The sequence below is a fragment of the Pseudogemmobacter sp. TB195 genome, assembly GCF_058313095.1.
Genome location: NZ_JBZEGG010000007.1, coordinates 184,015 through 200,218, shown reverse-complemented (window position 1 = coordinate 200,218; position 16,204 = coordinate 184,015). Strand labels below are relative to the sequence as shown.

The window sequence follows — 16,204 nt, the reverse complement described above, 5'->3', positions numbered from 1 at the left end:
AGAGACCTTCGTGCAAATGGACCACAGGCCGACAATGCACTAACATTCAAACCGGACCACTCAGTGGGGGCATTCCATGGTCTGTTCAATGAGGACGCGCTTCGCGAGGGCGATGGTCCGGTGGTCATCACCGAGGGCGAGATTGACGCTCTGAGCGTGATCCAGGCGGGCTATTCCCGGGCGGTATCGTTGCCGGATGGCTGGACCGTGGACGGTGGCAAGCGCGATGTGCTGATCGCCGCCGAGCTGCTGCTGCGCAAGGCACCGTTCATCATCGTAGCGGGTGATGCCGACGAGGCCGGGGCAAGTTTGCCGCGGACTGTGTCAAACATCCTCGACGGCCATGATGTGCGCTATGTGACCTGGCCGGATGGCTGCAAGGACGCGAACGATGTGCTCATGCGCTTCGGTGAGGGCGAGCTTGCTGGCTGCCTCTCTGACGCGGTACAGATGGACCCGCCGGGCGGCTTCATCACAAGTCTGCACGATCTGCCGCCGATGCCCGAGCGCCGTGTGCTTCGCCTTGGCATGTCGCCCTACGATCACGGCCTGGCCTTCGAGGTCGGCGCCATGTCGGTGGGCACCGGCACGCCCGGCGCGGGCAAATCCACCTTCACGACCTTCGCCGCTTTTCACATCGCGAAGCACGAAAACATCCGAGTAGGTCTGCTGCCGTTCGAGACCCATTCCTACCGGATCCGGGATCAGATCGCGCGCCTGCTGTGCCGGAAGCCTTTCGCCGATCTGACCGCCTCAGAGCTGGCGCAGGTTCATGTGTTTGGTGCCCGGCATCTGCGGATCGTCCATCGGCGCTACAGCGCGGATGTTCAGCACCACCTTGCGTGGCTGCGGGCCAATATCAAGATCCTCGCGGTTCGCGACAACTGCAAGCTGATCATCATCGATCCATGGAACGAATTAGAGCACTTGCCCGAGAAGGGCGAGAGCATGACCGCCTACATCAACTTTGCGCTGCAGCAGATCCGCAGCTGGGCCGAGCAGTACGACACGCATATCTGCGTGATCGCTCACCCTCGGAAGATGAGCACTGAGGGCAAGATGAAATGCCCGACCGGTTACGATATCGCCGACAGCGCCGCCTTCTTCAACAAGCCCGCGCTCGGGTTCAGCGTTCACAAGGACGAGGACAGCGACGGTGACCAGTTCGTGCAGGTCATGACCTGGAAGGTGCGGGAGACCCAGCTCTACGGCTTCTCCCCCGGCAACATGCGTCTGCGCTTCCACGAGCACGGCATGACCTACAGCAAATTCGAGAGCAACGCCCGGTTTACCAGCGGAAAGGCATCGCCATGACCGTCACCCGCAAGGCCTTTGTCCGCATCCCCGGCAACTCTGGCGGCCTCGATGAGGTCACCCTGGCCCGCGCCCCGTGGGAGGCGCCTGTCACCATGCCCGAGCCCCGGGAGGAAACACGCCCCGGCTTCACCCTCATTCGTCCCACACCCCGCAAGGATCTGACCCGCGCCGAAATGGTGATCGCGGTCCTGCGGGCAGAACTCAAGGAGATCCGCGCATGAAGCCGGTCAAGCCATACCTCACCGTCAGCGTCTGGCAGATCGCCACCGGCGATTATGCCGTGCGCGGCTACCGGCGCGGCATCAGCATTCAGGTCGCGCACTGTGCCGATCTCACCGTGGCCCTTTCCATCGCCCTGGCCACGCCTCGCAAGCAGCTCGCGGTGTCGGTGGTGCCAAGCGCTGAAATCGGGGTGATGACAGCACCGGCTCCCGGCACCCCTTCCGATCAACAAAATAAGGCTGAAACGGTGGTGACCAAGGACGCGACCGGCCGGGTCAGCACCACCCCGGATCGGCCAATTAGCGAGATGGCGGCGCTTGAGGCCATTCGGGGTGAGAGAAAGCAGCACGCCCTGCAGTTTCCTGAATCAGGCGATGAAGAACTGGATCACGGCAACCGGATGTTTCGGGCCGGTCTCAGCCATGCTTTCAGCGTGGTTCGCGCCCTGCCGGATTTCGTCAGCCCTGCACCAGAAGGTGGTGGAGGGCAGAGAGGTGAGATCACCCACGAGTGCATATCGATTGCCGAACTTGATCGGCTCCGGGGTATTGAGGGACATTATGACGCTATCGTTCGTCTGACCGCTGCTGATCAGCGGGAGGTGCGCGTATGATCGTTCGCGCCTCGCATGTGGTCTGGTCTCTGTCGGGCGCCGTCGCTGCAAGTTCAGCAGGCGACGTGGGTCTAATCTGGGCAGCCATTGGCATCGCTTTCGTCGGCTCATGGGCTGCCTGGTGGGAGGGTCAGGCATGACCCGCCGCCGCGAGCCAGAGACCGTCGAAGAGCTGAACGACATGGAAGCTCTTGTCTGGGAATCCATGCTGCATCGCCACGCCGGAAGCGCGGATTGGGCCGCGCAAGCGATCGCCGACCTCGCACGGGAGAAGCTGCTGGCCCTCGGTCGCCAGCCCCCTCTGACCGGAGGGCGGCATGGCCTCAACTGACCAGACAGCAAACACCCTCGATGGGCGCTGCAAGGGCTGCGGTGAGGCGTTCACCATCGCCCGCCTGCCGATGCCCCTTGATCAGATCGCAAGGCTTTCAATGCGGGCCAAATGCCCGATCTGCGGTGGCAAACGCATTGCCCTCGCCAATCCCGAAAACGATTGAGGCACTATCCCATGTGGACCAAACACCCCCATGACGGCGGCGAATACACCGGCCCGGCTGGCGCGCTGGTACGGCCGGTTTATCGCGGCAAGGCGACCGGAGACAGGCGCCCCGTTACGCATTCCGCCCTGCTGCGCTGGCCCCATGATGGCGGCGCGGATGACATTCTGGCCTTTGAGGTCTGGTCGTCTGATCGGCCTGGGCGTGAGCCTCGTTGCTTGCCCCCCGAGGGCTGGTTCGGGCTGCGCTGCCTGACTGGCAAGGAGTTTCAGGCTGAGGAAGAGATGCAATCCCTCGGCCTCGAAATCTGGATGCCGAAGTACCGCACGCTGACCAAGCCGGGTAAGCGCCGCAAACCGGTTGAAACCACCCGACCGCTGCTTGTGGGGTATGTGGTGACGCGGGTCGCGCCTGAGCAATGGTCTCTGGTCAGCGGCGCGCGCCAGATCATTGGCTGGATCTCCGATCATAAAGGCCCGCTTCCGATAAGCCGGGCGCAGCAGATGGACGCGATCACTGCCCGCGCTGAGGCCGGGGAGTTCGATAGCCGTGGCCTCGGCCCGAACATCAAGCCCGGCATGCTGCTGGAGGTGCTGCTCGGCCCGATGCAGGGCTGGCGCGTGACCTTTCTCGGCATGGCTGGGCGAAAGATCGAGGCGGAAATCGACCTGATGGGCGCACCCCGCCGCGTCCGCATCAACCCCAATCACGTCAACCTGAGAGGATAGGCCCATGGCGAAAGACAGCTTCCATGGTTTTGAAGTTCAGATCAACGATAGCTCGGGCCTGATGATATCCCGTCCCGAGCATCAGGAAGGCCTTTGTGAGCGCATCCCGAAGGGCGAAACCCCCGCCGGATATCTGAACGAATACCGCGCCGATTTTATGGTGCGCTGTGCCTTCTGCGATGCTCAGCGCTGGCACAATCGGGGCTTCACCGCAGTAATGGAGGATGGCCGGATCGCCCTTTGTGGCGCCGACTGCGCTGAACAGTTTGGGCTGACCGCCCGCACCCTCTCCAGCCAGCTCGAGCGCCGAAAGCGCGCTGTGTCGATGCGGCGCAAAGTCATGCTCGAAACCGGCAATCTCTCTGCTGTGGTCGATCTTCTGACCGATGAAGTGATGCAGATGGAAGATCTGGCCATGCACGCAGTCAAGGCGATCAACGCCACAGGCCAAGGGACAAGCATCCACCACCGACCTGGCATTCGAGGGCTTGCCGCATTGCGCAATTCGCAGGCCGCTGCCTATCCCCGCCGCCTGCGGATGGTGCGCCGCAAGCTGGCCGAATGGCTTGACCTAGGCGATCTCTCTGCGCAGCCAGACGAGGTGGTGCTGACCATCCTCAAGGAGCGCGACAAGCTGGTGGCTCTAATCAGGGATGGCTGCGCCTTTCTGGATGCGGCGGCTGATCTCTTCACGGTCGAGAGCATCAGGGCGATCAGTGACTATTTCCGCAATAACGCTGCGGCTGACGGCACGTATTCGCTCGCCTCACCCCTGACTGGCGGCATCGGCCTCAAGTTCTATCCGACCGGCCGGCACCACCACGCTGACAGCGCGCGCTATGAGTTGGTCGAGTTCCAAAAGAGGCCTGCCGTCGAGGATCTTCTTGGCGCGCTGTCGGGGAGACAGGACAGCAGTTGACCCGATTCGTTAGAGTCAGTATGTTGGCGGCAGAGCGGCGATCTGTGCGAGGCTATAAGCTGGACGCGCAGCCCTCTGCCGCAGGGCCTACCCGATAGGGCCACCCTGCGAGCCCCTTGGCGAAGCTATGACCAGACGAGAAACGCCCCCGGATTGCCGAGGGCGGCAGGACCGGCCGGAGGGGTATTTTTCGCTTTCCATTGGTTGATCGATTGCAAGGCTCACAGAAAGACCGCACGGTTCCGCCCCATCCGCTTCGCTGCATAAAGTGCGGCATCTGCCTGATGAAAGACCTGCCGAAAGTCGAACTTGTCAGGCGGCAGGGACACGCCGCCAACACTTACGGTGACGGTTATTCGCTTCCCGAAAACCTCATGCAAGCCTGAAATCTCTTTGCGCAGACGTTCGGCCATTTCATACCCATCTTCGGTTTTCTCCACCCGGATCAGAACCGCGAACTCTTCGCCGCCAAATCTTGCTGCGAAGTCGCCATGGCGAATGGATGCCGATAGCGATTTAGCAATCATTTTAAGCACTTCATCGCCAACATCGTGGCCATGCGTGTCGTTTATCGACTTGAAGTGATCCGCATCTACGACCAGTAACGCCATGGTTTCCTGATCAGAGGGACTGATGTGCGAAAGATAGTTCATCAGGGCCCGACGGTTCGGCAAACCTGTTAGCGAATCCGTGCTGGCCTCAAGGTTTAGCTGCCGCTCACGGTTTCCGCGTCGCAGCTCGCCTTCGAACATCCGGCCGAAGAAAACAGTGCCAATCATATCTGTCGTAAGGCGCATTAGTGCTACGTAGGGATTCATGACGTTCATCAACAGCATAATGGCGAGCAGTGGTGCACTGAGGATTACGCCAAGCATCACCCATGCCATCCAGCTTCTGCGCCGGTTACCGCGCGTAGCATAGGTCCAAAGGCTGGCCATCAGGCATGCAAATGTCATGGTCGCTAAACCAATGACCACGCCAGGTCCGCCGATACTGATCCTGACAATGCCGGATATCGTAAACGATATGACGGTTGACAGAGCGCCTCCGAAGGCTGTGGAAACAGCCAGAAAGAGGTTTCTGCTGTCAATCTGAAGCCCGGCCATGACAGTGTAAGGCTGCAGCATCGACAACGCAGCACCAGTGCCCAGAAGGCAGCCAACGGCACATTGGCGAACCAGCCGATGCGGCACGAATCGCTGAAGCCAGCCATAAGCAATAGTGCAGATGGCAATCAGGCCAACAGTATTCAGCCCGGCGATGAGCAGATCTGGCGACATAATTCTGAGGATCCGAAAGCGTTAAACCGAGTTCTAGTTCGCGACGAGCTGGAGGATATCTCCGGCATCGTGTCGATCATCGGCGAGATCAAGGAGCGCGGGCTGCTCGCCTCGGTGTCGGTGGACCCGGCCGGCCTCGGCGAGATGATCGAGGCGCTGGACGAGATCGGGGTCACGCAAGAGGACGGGATGCTCGTCGGCGCGGCACAGGGCTTTGCCATGATGAACGCGATCAAGACGACCGAGCGGAAGCTGGCCAACGGCACCATGCGGCACGAGGGGTCGGCGCTGATGGCGTGGTGCGTCGGCAATATCAAGATCGAGCCGACCGCGACCGCGATCCGGGCGACGAAACAGAACGCGGGCGATGCGAAGATCGACCCGGCCATGGCGCTGTTCGATGCGGTGCAGGTGATGAGCCGGAACCCGGAAGCGAACAACAGCGCGCACAATATGGCGGGGTTCTTCGCCGGTCTGGAGACCTGACGATGGCATTGATGGAACGGGCCCTGGCGATGGTCGGGCTCCAGCGGAAAAGCGGCGTGCAGTTTGTCGATGGGCGCAGCGGAGGGATGGAGGGCGATGCTGGCGTGGCCGTTGACGCACCGGCGACGCTCGGCCTTTCCGCAGCATGGGCATGCACCAACCTGATTTCAGGGACCATCTCGTCACTGCCCTGCGAGATCTACCGGCAGGCCGGTCGCGTTCCGGAGCCGGTGCGCGATCATGCGCTCTATACTGTTCTGCATTCGACGCCGAACTATGACCAGACCGCGCTCGATTTCTGGGATTTCATGTGCCAGGCGCTGGAACTTTGGGGCAATGCTTACGCCCGGGTGGTGCGCACATCGGGCGAGATTGTTGCGCTCTATCCGGTCCGTCCGGATCTGGTGTCAATTCGCCGGCTCTCGACTGGCTCTCTGGAATACTCGTGGTCCTCGGATGGGGTGGCGTATCGCTTGCAGGACCGCGACGTCCTCCATGTCAGGGGGCCGGGCGGCGATCCAATGGGCGGACTGTCAACGCTGTCGGTGGCGCGCAATACGCTTTCATCTGCGCTTGCGGCCGAGCGGGCGGCCGCCTCGACGTTCAAGAATGGCATGCGTCCGAGCGGGATCATCACGACCAAAGAGTGGCTGTCGGACGAGCAGCGCAAGAACACGCATGCGCTGGCCGCCAGCTTTTCGGGCGCTCATAACGCCGGAAAGCCATGGATTGCCGAGGGCGGCATGACCTTCACGCCGCTGTCTCTGTCGCCGGAAGATGCGCAGATGCTGGAGACCCGGCAGTTCTCGGTCGAGGAAATCTGCCGCTTCTTCGGGGTGCCACCGGTGATGATCGGTCACGCCGGGGCGTCGACTGCCTGGCCGACCTCGGTCGAGCAGCAGGTCCTGATGTTCCAGAAGTTCACGCTTCGCCGGCGCCTGAAGCGGATCGAGAGCGCTGTGGTCCAGCAGCTCATCACACCTGAAGAGCGCGCGTCGGGCCTCTATGTGAAATTCAACCTGGAAGGCCTCCTGCGTGCAGACAGCGCCGCCCGGTCCAGCTTCTACCGCACAATGACCCAGATCGGCGCGATGACGATCAACGAAGTGCGGGAGCTGGAAAACCTGCCGCCGGTTGCAGGCGGCGATGAGGTTCGCATGCAACGCCAGAATGTCCCGATTGCGCAAACAGAGGGAGCGATCAATGCTTGATATGATGGCAAAGGCCGCGCCGGTCCTTGATGTGAAGGCGCTGGACGAAGCGAGCGGGCAGTTTGAGGGCTATGCCTCGACCTTCGGCGGGGAGCCTGACAGCTACGGCGATGTGATCTCCGGCGGCGCTTATACCGAGACGCTGGCCGCCCATCGTGCCAAGGGCACCATGCCCAAGATGTTCTGGCAGCATGACAGCCGCGATCCGATTGGCAGATGGCTTGAGGCAAAAGAGGACAACCATGGGCTCTGGGTGAAGGGTAAGCTCAACATGGGCGTGCGCCGGGGGCAGGAAGCTTATGCGCTTCTGAAGGAAGGCGACATCGACGGGCTGTCGATTGGCTACAAAATCAAAGGCTACTCGGTCGATAATGAAACCGGCGTATGGACGCTGGAAAAACTCGACCTGATCGAGATCTCGGTGGTGTCGGTCGGCGCCAACGAAAGCGCGACCATCTCTGGTGTGAAGTCCGCAAGGGCGCTGGCCGAGATCACGGAAAAGCTCAAAGCCGGGGATCGGCTGACTGAGCGAGAATTTGAGCAGATTGCCAAGGGACTTGGCCTCTCGAATTCGCAGGCGGAGCGTGCCGCACGCGTCCACCTGAAGGGGCAGGGGGAGCCTGCCGATGCGGAGAACGAGGCGGCCCGTTTCTGGGCGGCCATGCGGGCCTGAGGCCCAACCCCACATTTGAAGGAGGTTCCCATGGCGGATACCAAAACGGCTGAGCAGCTTGCCGCCGAAACCAAAGCTGCATTCGACGCGACCCTGAACCAGGTCAAAGGCATTGCGGAGGAAGCACTCGGCAAAGCAAAGGCCGGCGAAGAACTCTCGGCGTCGATCAAGGAAAAGGCCGACGAGGCTTTGCTCAAGATGAACGGCCTCAAGGCTGCGGTCGATGAGATGGGCCAGAAGCTGTCACGCGCCGGCGCGGCTGGCGACGAAGATGGAAAATCCTTCGGCGAGCGCTTCATCGATGATCCTTCGGTCAAATCCTGGCTGGACGCTGACCCTTCTTCGGGTCGCAAGGACATGCGGATCAAGGCCACGCTGACCACCGCCACCACCAATGCCGCGGGCTCGGTCGGCGCCGGTATTCCGGTTACCCGCCTGCCGGGCATTCTTGAACTGCCGCAGCGCCGCCTCACCGTGCGCGATCTGATTTCGGTCGGTCGCATGGATGGCAATTCGCTGGAATATGTCCGCGAGGTCGGCTTCAACAACAACGCCGCACCCGTTGCTGAAGGGGCTGCGAAGCCTTCCTCGGACATCCAGCTCGGGCTGGTGACGACCTCGGCCAAGGTTATCGCCCACTGGATGAAGGCGTCGAAGCAGGCGCTCTCTGATATGTCGCAGCTTCGCTCGATCATCGACAACCGTCTTCTGTACGGTCTGGGCTATGTCGAGGAGCAGCAGCTTCTGAATGGCGATGGCACCGGCCAGAACCTGCATGGGATCATCCCTCAAGCCACCGCGTTCGCGGCGCCGGCGGGCGCTGCTGCCGCAGCAACCACGCTTGACGTTCTGCGCCTCGCGATGCTTCAGGCCGCGCTCGCCGAATATCCTGCGACGGGGCATGTTCTGAACCCCATCGACTGGGCGAACATCGAACTGCTGAAGGACGCGGACGGCCGCTACATCATCGGCAATCCGCAAGGCACCATCGCGCCGACCCTCTGGGGTCTGCCGGTCGTGGCCACGCAGTCGATGGTGGTGGGCAAGTTCCTGACCGGTGCCTTCCAGCTCGGCGCCCAACTTTTCGACCGCTGGGATGCGCGGATCGAGGTCGGCTATGTGAATGACGATTTCACCCGCAACCTGGTGACGATCCTCGCGGAAGAGCGCCTGGCGCTTGCGGTCTATCGGCCCCAGGCATTCATCTACGGCAACACCACCGTGCCGTCCGGCGGGTAATCGCTTCACAGGAGGGGCGGGGAACTGCCCCTCTCATTGAGGTGATTGGAGGATATCATCATGAAATACAATGTTCTGCGCGTCCATATCGGGGACCAGACGTACCAGGAAGGAGATGAGCGCGAGGCGCGCCCAGAGGATGTGGCGCACCTCGTTGCCGCAGGCGTGCTTGAGGAGGCCGGCGGGGATCAGCAGGCGAGCAAAGGGCGCGCGAAGAAATGACGCCGGTCCTCGTCTCGCCACCCGCCGGGCCGGTCGTGGCGCTGCCAGACCTGAAGGCGCATTTGCGCGTGGAAAGTGATGACGAGAACGCGCTGATTGAGAGCCTCGAAAAGGCAGCGGTCGCCTGGCTGGACGGGTGGCGCGGCGTACTTGGCCGCTGCATCCTGCCTCAGAAATGGGCCGTGTCGTTCGACCGGGCCGGAACGTTTTCGCTGCCGTTCCCCGGCGTGACAGAGGTTGAAGCTGACGCGGGCAACGCCACGCTCGGGGATGGCTGCGTCACGATCACAGAACCGGCCAAGGTGACAATCACCGCTGAGGCGGGCGAGGATATCATGCCGTCAATCCGGGTCATCATCCTGATGCTGGTCGGCCACTGGTATCAAAACCGGGAGGCGGTGATCACCGGCACCATTACCAGCACACTGCCGATGGCGGTTGAAATGCTGCTGGCTCCGATCCGGGTGGTGCACGTATGACCGCCGGCAAGCTCGACCGCCGCGCCCTGTTTCAATCGCCTGTCTCAGGCGATGATGGCTATGGCAATCAGGTGACCGGCGCGTGGAAAGACGAATTCACCCGCTGGGCCGGCACGCAGTTCCTAAAGGGCGGCGAGGCTGTTATGGCGTCCCGGCTGGAAGGCAAGCAGCCGGTGGTCGTCACCGTGCGCGCCGACAGCGACGCCGCGCGGATCACGCCGGAGTGGCGCTGCGTGATCGACGGGCGGAATTACAATATCCGGGAGATCCCGAGGCAGTCGGACAATCGGCTGTATCTCGAATTTATCGCTGAGAGCGGGGTGGCCACCTGATGCCGGGTCTTGATCGCGTGAAAGCCAAGCTGCGCAGCCATGCGAAAGCCGCCATTGAGGCCGGTGTGGCTGAGGCGCGCAAGCAGGCTGAGATAATCGCGGGGCTGGCCCGGGCCTTTGCGCCGGCTGAGGAATTGGACCTGGTTAAGTCGATCCGGGTCGAGGACGCCTCGACCGTGGTCACGCGGCGCGGCGGTGAGCAGGGCTTTGTCGGCGTGGTGGTGAAGGCAGGCAGCGAGGCGACGATCATCACCAACAAGCAGGGCCAGCGGTTCCAGAATGCGAAGTTGCAGGAGACGGGAACGCAGGACATGCCCGCGAACCCCTATTTTAACCCGGCCAAGCGGATGCGGCGCAAGCAGGCGAAATCCGCCATCGGGCGCGCAGTCAATAAGGCGTGGAAGGCGGGCGGCTGATGGCTTCACCTTCTCTGGAATTGCAGGGTGCAATCGTCGCAGCAGTGCGCGCGGATGAACCCCTCAGCCTTCTGATCGGCGGGATCTATGACAGGGTGCAGCGCGGTGCCGATGGATCGCCTCTCGCGACCGTCTGGGGTGATGCCCAGGGCTATATCAGCTTCGGCCCCGAGGATGTGGTGTCAGAGGAAGGCGGTTGCGTCGGGATCGATGATGTGTCGATCCAGCTTGATATCTGGTCGCGCCAGCCGGGCCGGGTCCACTGCAAGCAGATCATGCACGAACTGCGTCGCGTGATGCGTGGCATCGCGACCACGGAAAACCCCATTGTCAGCCGGTCAGACCCGTTCTCGCAGGTCGTTCGCGATCCGGACGGGCTGACCATGCACGGGATCTTGCGCTATGAATTCGGGATGGAGCGTCATGGCTAAAGCAATTTTTCACCGGGAGTTCCATTACACCAGCCGGAAGGTGAATGCCGGCTGGTCGGTGAAGCCCTGCCCGAAGCCGCAGACCTTTCCGCGTGAGTTGATCGACGCGGCTGTCGCGGCAGGGGTGGCGAAAGAAGTTAAGCCGAACAGGTCACGGCGAAGCAGTTTCGGTACTTCAGGGGAGTAGGGTGTGCCTCCATTTCTCGCACTCGGCGAGGTCTGCTATGTATGTGTTTTCGTCTTTATATCCTACGGGTATGAAGCCGACCCCAACGGTGTAAGAAGCGCTCCTCGCTATCAAATCATCGCATTTCTTGATGATTTCAGCCCTCTCTGTATTTCGAGCATATTGATATGATCGATACTCGCCCCAAAAAAAATACGCGACGAATGCGATAACTGCTACCGCCGCCGCGCTGATCAGACCCTTCAAATCAACCCCTCCATCGACCGCCCCCTTCCGGGCGGTTTTCTTCAATCCAGCCATAGGAGATCAAAATGGCAGCACCTGTCCATGAGGAATATCACGAGCTCGTCGTTGAGTTCTCTGAAGATGACGGGACGACCTGGGCTCGCAACTGCGTGCTGATGGGTGTCGAGGTGTCGCGCTCCACCGCGTCAAGCGAGGTCGAGACGGTCAAGGAGTGCGGCGACGAGAGCCTTCCGAACGACGTGTCGCGCCGGGTTCAGAGCATTTCGGTAAGCGTATCGGGCACCGGAAACTGGACGCAAGGCGGCTATGATAAGTTCCTGAAGAAGTTCTATGCCGGAGACAGCTCTCCGATGCTGGCGCGGATCGGCAACCTCGCCGCAGCGGCGGGCGATATCGAATACGAGCAGGGGCCGATCATCATCGGTTCACTCGGCCAGGCCCGGGTCAAAGGCTCGGTGGTCACCGCCTCGGTGGAGATCCAGTTCGCCACCACGCCCACGACCACTGTGAAGGCCTGACCATGGCTGAACCGAAAATCATCAACTGGGCATGTGGGGAACACCCTTTCATGCTCAGGATCGGCGAGGCCGAGGCGCTGGACGACCTGACCGAAAACGGTGTGGCCGATTTCCGGTTCCGCTGCCGTGATGGGGTGGCGCGCGGCTCGCTCGGCTATTCGCCTGTTCGCACCCGCGAGGTGATCGATTGCCTTCGTCTCGGCCTGATCGGTGGCGGTATGGAGCCGGAAGCCGCCCGCAAGCTCGCCCTGCGCGGGATGGAAGAGGGCGAGTTTACCGAACTGGTGATGATCTGCTTTGAGGTCATCAGCGAATTTCACCGGGGCAAGGCTTACGATCAGCCGGAAAAGCCGGCGGCGGTGGAAGCGACGGAGACGGGCGAGAGCGCATAAAGTTCTCGGCCATCTACGGCAATGGCGCCCTGATGGGCTTCACGCCACAGCAGGTGAAGCAAATGTCCCTCTGGGAATACACCTGCGCTTTCACCGCCTGGGCCAAATTCCACGGGGCCACGGGCGGCAAATCCGACATGAGCATGAGCATTGAGCGCCTGCGCGAGCTGGGGGTCGAGGAATAATGGCAGCAGAAGATGGCCTCGAACTTCTGGTAGGGCTTACCGAGAAGCAGTTCCTGCAATCGGTAGCTCGTCTCGAAAACCGTCTGGCAAAGATGGAGGGAGAGACGATTACCCGGTTCAAAAAGGTCAATTCGGGGATCTCGAAGACCTTTGACGATCTGGAAAACCGGGTCAGCAAGAACTTCCGTGGCATCGCTGCCGCGCCGTTGGCGGCGATCACTGCCGCCCTGGGCGCGGGGCAGATCATCAAACTGACCGGCCAGTGGACCGATCTGACCAGCCGCGTGAACCTCGCGGCTGGCAGTATGGAAAAGGGCGCGGACGTCATGCAGCGCGTCAGCGAGATGGCGCGGCGCACCTATTCGGATCTGACCCTGACGGCCGAGGGCTATATGGCCTTCTCGACCGTGCTGACCGATCTGGGCGTGGCGACGAACAAGCAGCTCGATTTCGTGGAAAGCCTGAACAATGCGCTGGTTGTCTCCGGTGCAAAAGGGGATACGGCGGCCCGTGTCATGGACGCGCTGTCCAAGGCCATGGCACTCGGCAAACTGTCCGGTGACAACCTCAATACAGTGATCGCCTCAGGCGGAAGGGTGGCGCAGGCGCTGGCCGAGTCCATGGGTGTCACCACGCTGGAACTGCGCAAGCTCGGCACGGATGGCAAGATCGGGCGCGCAGAGCTGCTGAACATCACGAGCCAGATGGAGAAGCTGCGCACCGAAGCGGCTGAAATGCCGGCGACCATTCAGGATGGGTTCATGCTCCTGAACAATGCGCTGCTGGAATATGTCGGGCGTGGCGATGAAGCGGTCGGGATCTCGGCAGCCATTGCCGATGCACTGATAGTCATTGCTGACAACTTTGAAGAGGTTGCGGATACTGCCCTCACTGCGGCGTCCGTAATCGCGGCGGCTTTCATGGGGCGGTCGATTGCCGGGATGATCGTCGGGCTGGGTTCAGCAACCGGTGCGGTCACAAAGCTGCTGACTGCGCTGCGTGGTGCCTCCACGGTTTCCGGGTTCGCGGGGGCTTTGACCAGCCTCGGCACGGCAGCCGGTCCGCTTGGCATGATCCTCGGCGGTGTTCTGGCCGGGGGGCTGATCTATTTCAGCGGGCGCGCGCGGGAGACCGAGAAGAAGACGGCCGAGCTGCGGGCCGAAATGGAGAAGCTCGGGCTTTATGCCCCGAAGCTGGTTGAAGCCAATGATCAGGCTGGGAAAAGCCTTGATGATCTGGTCGGAGAAGATCGGATCGAGAAGATCCGCAAGATGCGGGAGGAATTGGAGAGGCTGCGCGGCAGTGCGTTCTTCAATGCAGGCGACAACTTTGCCAAGATCGCCAACGAGGCAAGCGATGCGATGGTATATTCAGGCAGCACAGGCAAAGACGATGTGCTGCTGAAAATACACCAGCTCGCAGCGGATTTGAAAGCCGGAAGCGTTGAAGCGGAACAGCTAGCTACCCGCCTCGATGATATCCGGAAGATCGATATGGACGAGCCGGCTCGAAAGCTTTTCAACCGCCTTATCGAAGTGTCTGCCCTGGGCGATGGCCTCAATACAGCGTTGAGTGTTGAGGGCGCCACAGGCGAAATCGACGCGGCCAATGCAGCTTTGCAGGCGATGAAGGATGAGCTGTCGAACATCAAGGATATGCCTGGCGTCGACAAGAATGTTGTCGATGGTCTTCTGAAGATCATCGATGCGGCCATAGAAACCGGGGAGGTTTCTGAAGACACCTTCGACAAACTGGAGGAGATCGCGGAGGCGCATACCGATGTAGCGGGATACATTGACCGTCTGATGCCCCTTTTCGCCAGGCTGAATGCGCTGATTGCCAAGTCGGAAGAGGCGCGCGCCAAGCTTGCTGCTGTTGCTGGAGCTGGCGGCAGCAATGAAGGCCGTCACGCATCTGACCGCGCGGAACGCGAGGCGGCTGCAAAGCGTAAAGCATATATCGCGGAGCAAGACCGTCAGAACAATCTCACCCGTGAGCAGATAGCCCTTGAAAAAGAGGCGGCTCAGGTGAGGAAGGAGATGATTGAGGCTGGCATTCCAAACCCCGATCAGGACACGGTCGACCAAATTGCCGCCGGTCGCCTCGCTGCGGATGAGGCTCGCCGTGAGGCCGGCAAAAAAGGCAAGGGCGGCGGCAAGGGCAAGAACGACAAGGACGACAAGAAGCTCGAAGGCCTGATCGAGGATCTGAAGACCGAACGCGAGATCTTGGACGAATGGTACAAAGAGAACCTGAAGCTTCTCGAAGAGGCCAGCGAGAAAGAGCTTGAAATCCTTGGGGGCCGGGATGCTGCGAAAGAGCGCCTCGAGGAAGAACATCAGGAACGGATGAAGCGGATCAAGGATGCCGCGAACCAGTTCAACCTCCAGCAGGCCCTCGGCGCCGGTGCCGATGTGCTTGGTGCGATGGGGGCGTTCAACAAGAAGGCCCTCAAAATGTCCCAGTCATTCGCTGCGGCTGAGGCTCTCGTCAGCGCCCATCAGGGGGCCGCCGAAGAGCTCAAGAAAGGCGTGCTGGGTTTCAAAACAGGCGCCTTGGTTCTCGCGAAAGGCTTTGCGTTCGCGGCAGCTATTCGGGGCGTGAACGAGGGTGGCGGCGGAGGTGGTGGCGCTGGCGGTGGTTCAAGCACTCCAGCCGCCGCAGTGCCCCTACCAACTCAACGCCTCGACTGGGTATGGCACGGGCCCGAGGCGGCCATGCCCGGAATGCAGGCCTTTGCCGACTACATCAACGATATGGGCCGGCGCGGATATCGCATCGAAGCCAATGTGATTGCACCTCCGACATGATCTATATGACCGACGAATATCAGGCGCAGGCGACTCTGTTCGATTGGCCTCTGACGCATTCCCGGATCCTTTGGGATAATGTGCTGGCGGCTGCGGCCTTCACCGCAGGATCGGTGCGCGAAGGGTTTGAGGCTGTTCGCGCCCGCTCGTCTGACACAGTGTCGTGGTGGTGGCCGAGTGCCGCAGCCACGCTCACGGCGGTCATGCCGGCGGCGCGCGAGGTCAACTGCATCTCGCTCGCGGCTCATAGCCTCGGAACCACCGGTGCAAGCCTGACCGCATCTGCGCGGGTCGGCGGGGTCTGGCGCGTGGTTCATCCCGCAATCACCCCGAGAGATGATGAGCCGATCATGCTGGCCTTTGAAACGGTCGAGGCAGACGCGATCCGCGTGGCGGTGAGCGGCCCGGCCATGATCGGAGTGATCTATGCCGGGAAACTGATGGTCATGCCGCATCAGCCTTCGGTCGATGTACAGGCGATCCCTTTCACCCGTGCCACGAGCTACGAGACCAATCGCAGCGTGACCGGGCAATTTATGGGGCGTTCGGTCGAAAGCACGTCCCGTCCGGTGACGATCACATGGTCTTTCCTGCGCCGGCCTTGGGTCGCGGAAGTCTTTGACAAGTTCATTCTCTCGGCCCGAGAGGCCCCGTTTTTCATGGCAACCCGGCCAGGCAGGCACCCTGACGACATAGGATACATCCTGACGGACGCGGATGTGATCCCGGCTCCGATGGGGGTGCAGAATTTTATGACAGTCACCCTGACGGGTGAAGCACATGCGGGGCCGCAGGGATGAG

The 16,204-nt window shown here is 61.4% G+C and carries 23 protein-coding genes; 21 read left to right on the top strand and 2 right to left on the bottom strand.

The annotated features are described in order from the left end of the window. The 7 genes from AC4FS3_RS09685 to AC4FS3_RS09655 form a co-directional block, all read left to right on the top strand. Positions 1-1,314, top strand: a 1,314-nt coding sequence (locus AC4FS3_RS09685) for a toprim domain-containing protein (RefSeq protein ID WP_491020385.1), incomplete at its 5' end; no start/stop codon positions are given. After that, positions 1,311-1,538, top strand: a complete 228-nt coding sequence (locus AC4FS3_RS09680; protein ID WP_491020384.1) for a hypothetical protein — start codon at positions 1,311-1,313, stop codon at positions 1,536-1,538. The genes AC4FS3_RS09685 and AC4FS3_RS09680, both read left to right, overlap by 4 nt. Beyond that, positions 1,535-2,152 (top strand): hypothetical protein, encoded by a 618-nt coding sequence (locus AC4FS3_RS09675; RefSeq protein ID WP_491020383.1) that lies wholly within the window; start codon positions 1,535-1,537, stop codon positions 2,150-2,152. The genes AC4FS3_RS09680 and AC4FS3_RS09675 overlap by 4 nt, the downstream gene beginning before the upstream one ends. A 136-nt stretch (positions 2,153-2,288) precedes the next feature. After that, positions 2,289-2,483 carry a hypothetical protein gene (locus AC4FS3_RS09670; RefSeq protein ID WP_491020382.1) on the top strand — a complete coding sequence of 65 codons (195 nt, stop codon included), beginning with the start codon at positions 2,289-2,291 and terminating at the stop codon, positions 2,481-2,483. Next, on the top strand, positions 2,470-2,649 hold the full coding sequence (locus AC4FS3_RS09665) for a hypothetical protein (protein ID WP_491020381.1): 180 nt from the start codon (positions 2,470-2,472) through the stop codon (positions 2,647-2,649). Before AC4FS3_RS09670 ends, AC4FS3_RS09665 begins: the two co-directional genes overlap by 14 nt. Before the next feature lie 11 nt (positions 2,650-2,660). Continuing rightward, the gene (gene nusG / locus AC4FS3_RS09660) at positions 2,661-3,377 is read left to right on the top strand and encodes a transcription termination/antitermination protein NusG (RefSeq protein ID WP_491020380.1); all 717 of its coding nucleotides are present in this window, start codon (positions 2,661-2,663) and stop codon (positions 3,375-3,377) included. A 4-nt stretch (positions 3,378-3,381) separates the two neighbouring features. After that, positions 3,382-4,296, top strand: a complete 915-nt coding sequence (locus tag AC4FS3_RS09655) for a hypothetical protein (protein WP_491020379.1) — start codon at positions 3,382-3,384, stop codon at positions 4,294-4,296. A gap of 221 nt (positions 4,297-4,517) precedes the next feature. On the opposite strand, the gene AC4FS3_RS09650 is transcribed toward AC4FS3_RS09655, so the two are convergent. Further along, positions 4,518-5,576: a GGDEF domain-containing protein gene (locus AC4FS3_RS09650; protein WP_491020378.1), complete on the bottom strand. Its 1,059-nt coding sequence runs from the start codon at positions 5,574-5,576 to the stop codon at positions 4,518-4,520. On the opposite strand from AC4FS3_RS09650, the gene AC4FS3_RS09645 reads away from it, so the two are divergent. Genes AC4FS3_RS09645 through AC4FS3_RS09605 form a run of 9 tightly spaced genes read left to right on the top strand, consistent with a single transcriptional unit; the run spans position 5,481 to position 11,065 of the window. Then, positions 5,481-6,062 (top strand): terminase TerL endonuclease subunit, encoded by a 582-nt coding sequence (locus AC4FS3_RS09645; RefSeq protein WP_491020377.1) that lies wholly within the window; start codon positions 5,481-5,483, stop codon positions 6,060-6,062. The two genes, AC4FS3_RS09650 and AC4FS3_RS09645, sit on opposite strands and share 96 nt — an antisense overlap. Positions 6,063-6,064: 2 nt before the next feature. Then, on the top strand, positions 6,065-7,273 hold the full coding sequence (locus AC4FS3_RS09640; protein ID WP_491020376.1) for a phage portal protein: 1,209 nt from the start codon (positions 6,065-6,067) through the stop codon (positions 7,271-7,273). Beyond that, positions 7,266-7,946, top strand: coding sequence for an HK97 family phage prohead protease (locus tag AC4FS3_RS09635; protein ID WP_491020375.1), 681 nt, complete (start codon positions 7,266-7,268; stop codon positions 7,944-7,946). Before AC4FS3_RS09640 ends, AC4FS3_RS09635 begins: the two co-directional genes overlap by 8 nt. A gap of 30 nt (positions 7,947-7,976) precedes the next feature. Continuing rightward, positions 7,977-9,185 (top strand): phage major capsid protein, encoded by a 1,209-nt coding sequence (locus AC4FS3_RS09630; RefSeq protein ID WP_491020374.1) that lies wholly within the window; start codon positions 7,977-7,979, stop codon positions 9,183-9,185. A gap of 60 nt (positions 9,186-9,245) precedes the next feature. Then, a complete protein-coding gene (locus AC4FS3_RS09625; protein WP_491020373.1) occupies positions 9,246-9,407 on the top strand; it encodes a hypothetical protein in 162 nt (53 codons plus the stop codon). 35 nt (positions 9,408-9,442) lie between these two features. Beyond that, the gene (locus AC4FS3_RS09620; protein WP_491020372.1) at positions 9,443-9,886 is read left to right on the top strand and encodes a head-tail connector protein; all 444 of its coding nucleotides are present in this window, start codon (positions 9,443-9,445) and stop codon (positions 9,884-9,886) included. Further along, positions 9,883-10,218, top strand: a complete 336-nt coding sequence (locus AC4FS3_RS09615; protein ID WP_491020371.1) for a phage head closure protein — start codon at positions 9,883-9,885, stop codon at positions 10,216-10,218. The genes AC4FS3_RS09620 and AC4FS3_RS09615 overlap by 4 nt, the downstream gene beginning before the upstream one ends. Further along, positions 10,218-10,634: a hypothetical protein gene (locus AC4FS3_RS09610; RefSeq protein WP_491020370.1), complete on the top strand. Its 417-nt coding sequence runs from the start codon at positions 10,218-10,220 to the stop codon at positions 10,632-10,634. Before AC4FS3_RS09615 ends, AC4FS3_RS09610 begins: the two co-directional genes overlap by 1 nt. Beyond that, positions 10,634-11,065, top strand: a complete 432-nt coding sequence (locus tag AC4FS3_RS09605) for a DUF3168 domain-containing protein (protein WP_491020369.1) — start codon at positions 10,634-10,636, stop codon at positions 11,063-11,065. Before AC4FS3_RS09610 ends, AC4FS3_RS09605 begins: the two co-directional genes overlap by 1 nt. Before the next feature lie 175 nt (positions 11,066-11,240). On the opposite strand, the gene AC4FS3_RS09600 is transcribed toward AC4FS3_RS09605, so the two are convergent. Next, the gene (locus AC4FS3_RS09600; RefSeq protein ID WP_491020368.1) at positions 11,241-11,552 is read right to left on the bottom strand and encodes a hypothetical protein; all 312 of its coding nucleotides are present in this window, start codon (positions 11,550-11,552) and stop codon (positions 11,241-11,243) included. Between the two features lie 11 nt (positions 11,553-11,563). Between AC4FS3_RS09600 and AC4FS3_RS09595 the strand changes: the two genes are divergently transcribed. From AC4FS3_RS09595 to AC4FS3_RS09575, 5 genes are all read left to right on the top strand, one after another. Next, a complete protein-coding gene (locus tag AC4FS3_RS09595) occupies positions 11,564-12,016 on the top strand; it encodes a phage tail tube protein (RefSeq protein ID WP_491020367.1) in 453 nt (150 codons plus the stop codon). Between the two features lie 2 nt (positions 12,017-12,018). Continuing rightward, on the top strand, positions 12,019-12,408 hold the full coding sequence (locus tag AC4FS3_RS09590; RefSeq protein WP_491020366.1) for a GTA-gp10 family protein: 390 nt from the start codon (positions 12,019-12,021) through the stop codon (positions 12,406-12,408). Positions 12,409-12,470: 62 nt separating this feature from the next. Continuing rightward, positions 12,471-12,593 carry a hypothetical protein gene (locus AC4FS3_RS09585; RefSeq protein WP_290438665.1) on the top strand — a complete coding sequence of 41 codons (123 nt, stop codon included), beginning with the start codon at positions 12,471-12,473 and terminating at the stop codon, positions 12,591-12,593. Next, positions 12,593-15,403: a tape measure protein gene (locus tag AC4FS3_RS09580; protein ID WP_491020365.1), complete on the top strand. Its 2,811-nt coding sequence runs from the start codon at positions 12,593-12,595 to the stop codon at positions 15,401-15,403. Before AC4FS3_RS09585 ends, AC4FS3_RS09580 begins: the two co-directional genes overlap by 1 nt. Next, positions 15,400-16,203, top strand: a complete 804-nt coding sequence (locus tag AC4FS3_RS09575) for a hypothetical protein (protein ID WP_491020364.1) — start codon at positions 15,400-15,402, stop codon at positions 16,201-16,203. The genes AC4FS3_RS09580 and AC4FS3_RS09575 overlap by 4 nt, the downstream gene beginning before the upstream one ends. Position 16,204 lies beyond the last annotated feature (1 nt).

Coding starts and splice junctions, on each gene's coding strand:
- AC4FS3_RS09655 (WP_491020379.1), top strand. CDS start 3,382: ATGGCGAAAGACAGCTTCCATGGTTTTGAAGTTCAGATCAACGATAGC.
- AC4FS3_RS09575 (WP_491020364.1), top strand. CDS start 15,400: ATGATCTATATGACCGACGAATATCAGGCGCAGGCGACTCTGTTCGAT.
- AC4FS3_RS09625 (WP_491020373.1), top strand. CDS start 9,246: ATGAAATACAATGTTCTGCGCGTCCATATCGGGGACCAGACGTACCAG.
- nusG (WP_491020380.1), top strand. CDS start 2,661: ATGTGGACCAAACACCCCCATGACGGCGGCGAATACACCGGCCCGGCT.
- AC4FS3_RS09590 (WP_491020366.1), top strand. CDS start 12,019: ATGGCTGAACCGAAAATCATCAACTGGGCATGTGGGGAACACCCTTTC.
- AC4FS3_RS09635 (WP_491020375.1), top strand. CDS start 7,266: ATGCTTGATATGATGGCAAAGGCCGCGCCGGTCCTTGATGTGAAGGCG.
- AC4FS3_RS09650 (WP_491020378.1), bottom strand. CDS start 5,576: ATGTCGCCAGATCTGCTCATCGCCGGGCTGAATACTGTTGGCCTGATT.
- AC4FS3_RS09600 (WP_491020368.1), bottom strand. CDS start 11,552: ATGGCTGGATTGAAGAAAACCGCCCGGAAGGGGGCGGTCGATGGAGGG.
- AC4FS3_RS09640 (WP_491020376.1), top strand. CDS start 6,065: ATGGCATTGATGGAACGGGCCCTGGCGATGGTCGGGCTCCAGCGGAAA.
- AC4FS3_RS09580 (WP_491020365.1), top strand. CDS start 12,593: ATGGCAGCAGAAGATGGCCTCGAACTTCTGGTAGGGCTTACCGAGAAG.
- AC4FS3_RS09610 (WP_491020370.1), top strand. CDS start 10,218: ATGCCGGGTCTTGATCGCGTGAAAGCCAAGCTGCGCAGCCATGCGAAA.
- AC4FS3_RS09675 (WP_491020383.1), top strand. CDS start 1,535: ATGAAGCCGGTCAAGCCATACCTCACCGTCAGCGTCTGGCAGATCGCC.
- AC4FS3_RS09645 (WP_491020377.1), top strand. CDS start 5,481: ATGCGGCACGAATCGCTGAAGCCAGCCATAAGCAATAGTGCAGATGGC.
- AC4FS3_RS09585 (WP_290438665.1), top strand. CDS start 12,471: ATGTCCCTCTGGGAATACACCTGCGCTTTCACCGCCTGGGCCAAATTC.
- AC4FS3_RS09670 (WP_491020382.1), top strand. CDS start 2,289: ATGACCCGCCGCCGCGAGCCAGAGACCGTCGAAGAGCTGAACGACATG.
- AC4FS3_RS09630 (WP_491020374.1), top strand. CDS start 7,977: ATGGCGGATACCAAAACGGCTGAGCAGCTTGCCGCCGAAACCAAAGCT.
- AC4FS3_RS09595 (WP_491020367.1), top strand. CDS start 11,564: ATGGCAGCACCTGTCCATGAGGAATATCACGAGCTCGTCGTTGAGTTC.
- AC4FS3_RS09680 (WP_491020384.1), top strand. CDS start 1,311: ATGACCGTCACCCGCAAGGCCTTTGTCCGCATCCCCGGCAACTCTGGC.
- AC4FS3_RS09615 (WP_491020371.1), top strand. CDS start 9,883: ATGACCGCCGGCAAGCTCGACCGCCGCGCCCTGTTTCAATCGCCTGTC.
- AC4FS3_RS09665 (WP_491020381.1), top strand. CDS start 2,470: ATGGCCTCAACTGACCAGACAGCAAACACCCTCGATGGGCGCTGCAAG.
- AC4FS3_RS09605 (WP_491020369.1), top strand. CDS start 10,634: ATGGCTTCACCTTCTCTGGAATTGCAGGGTGCAATCGTCGCAGCAGTG.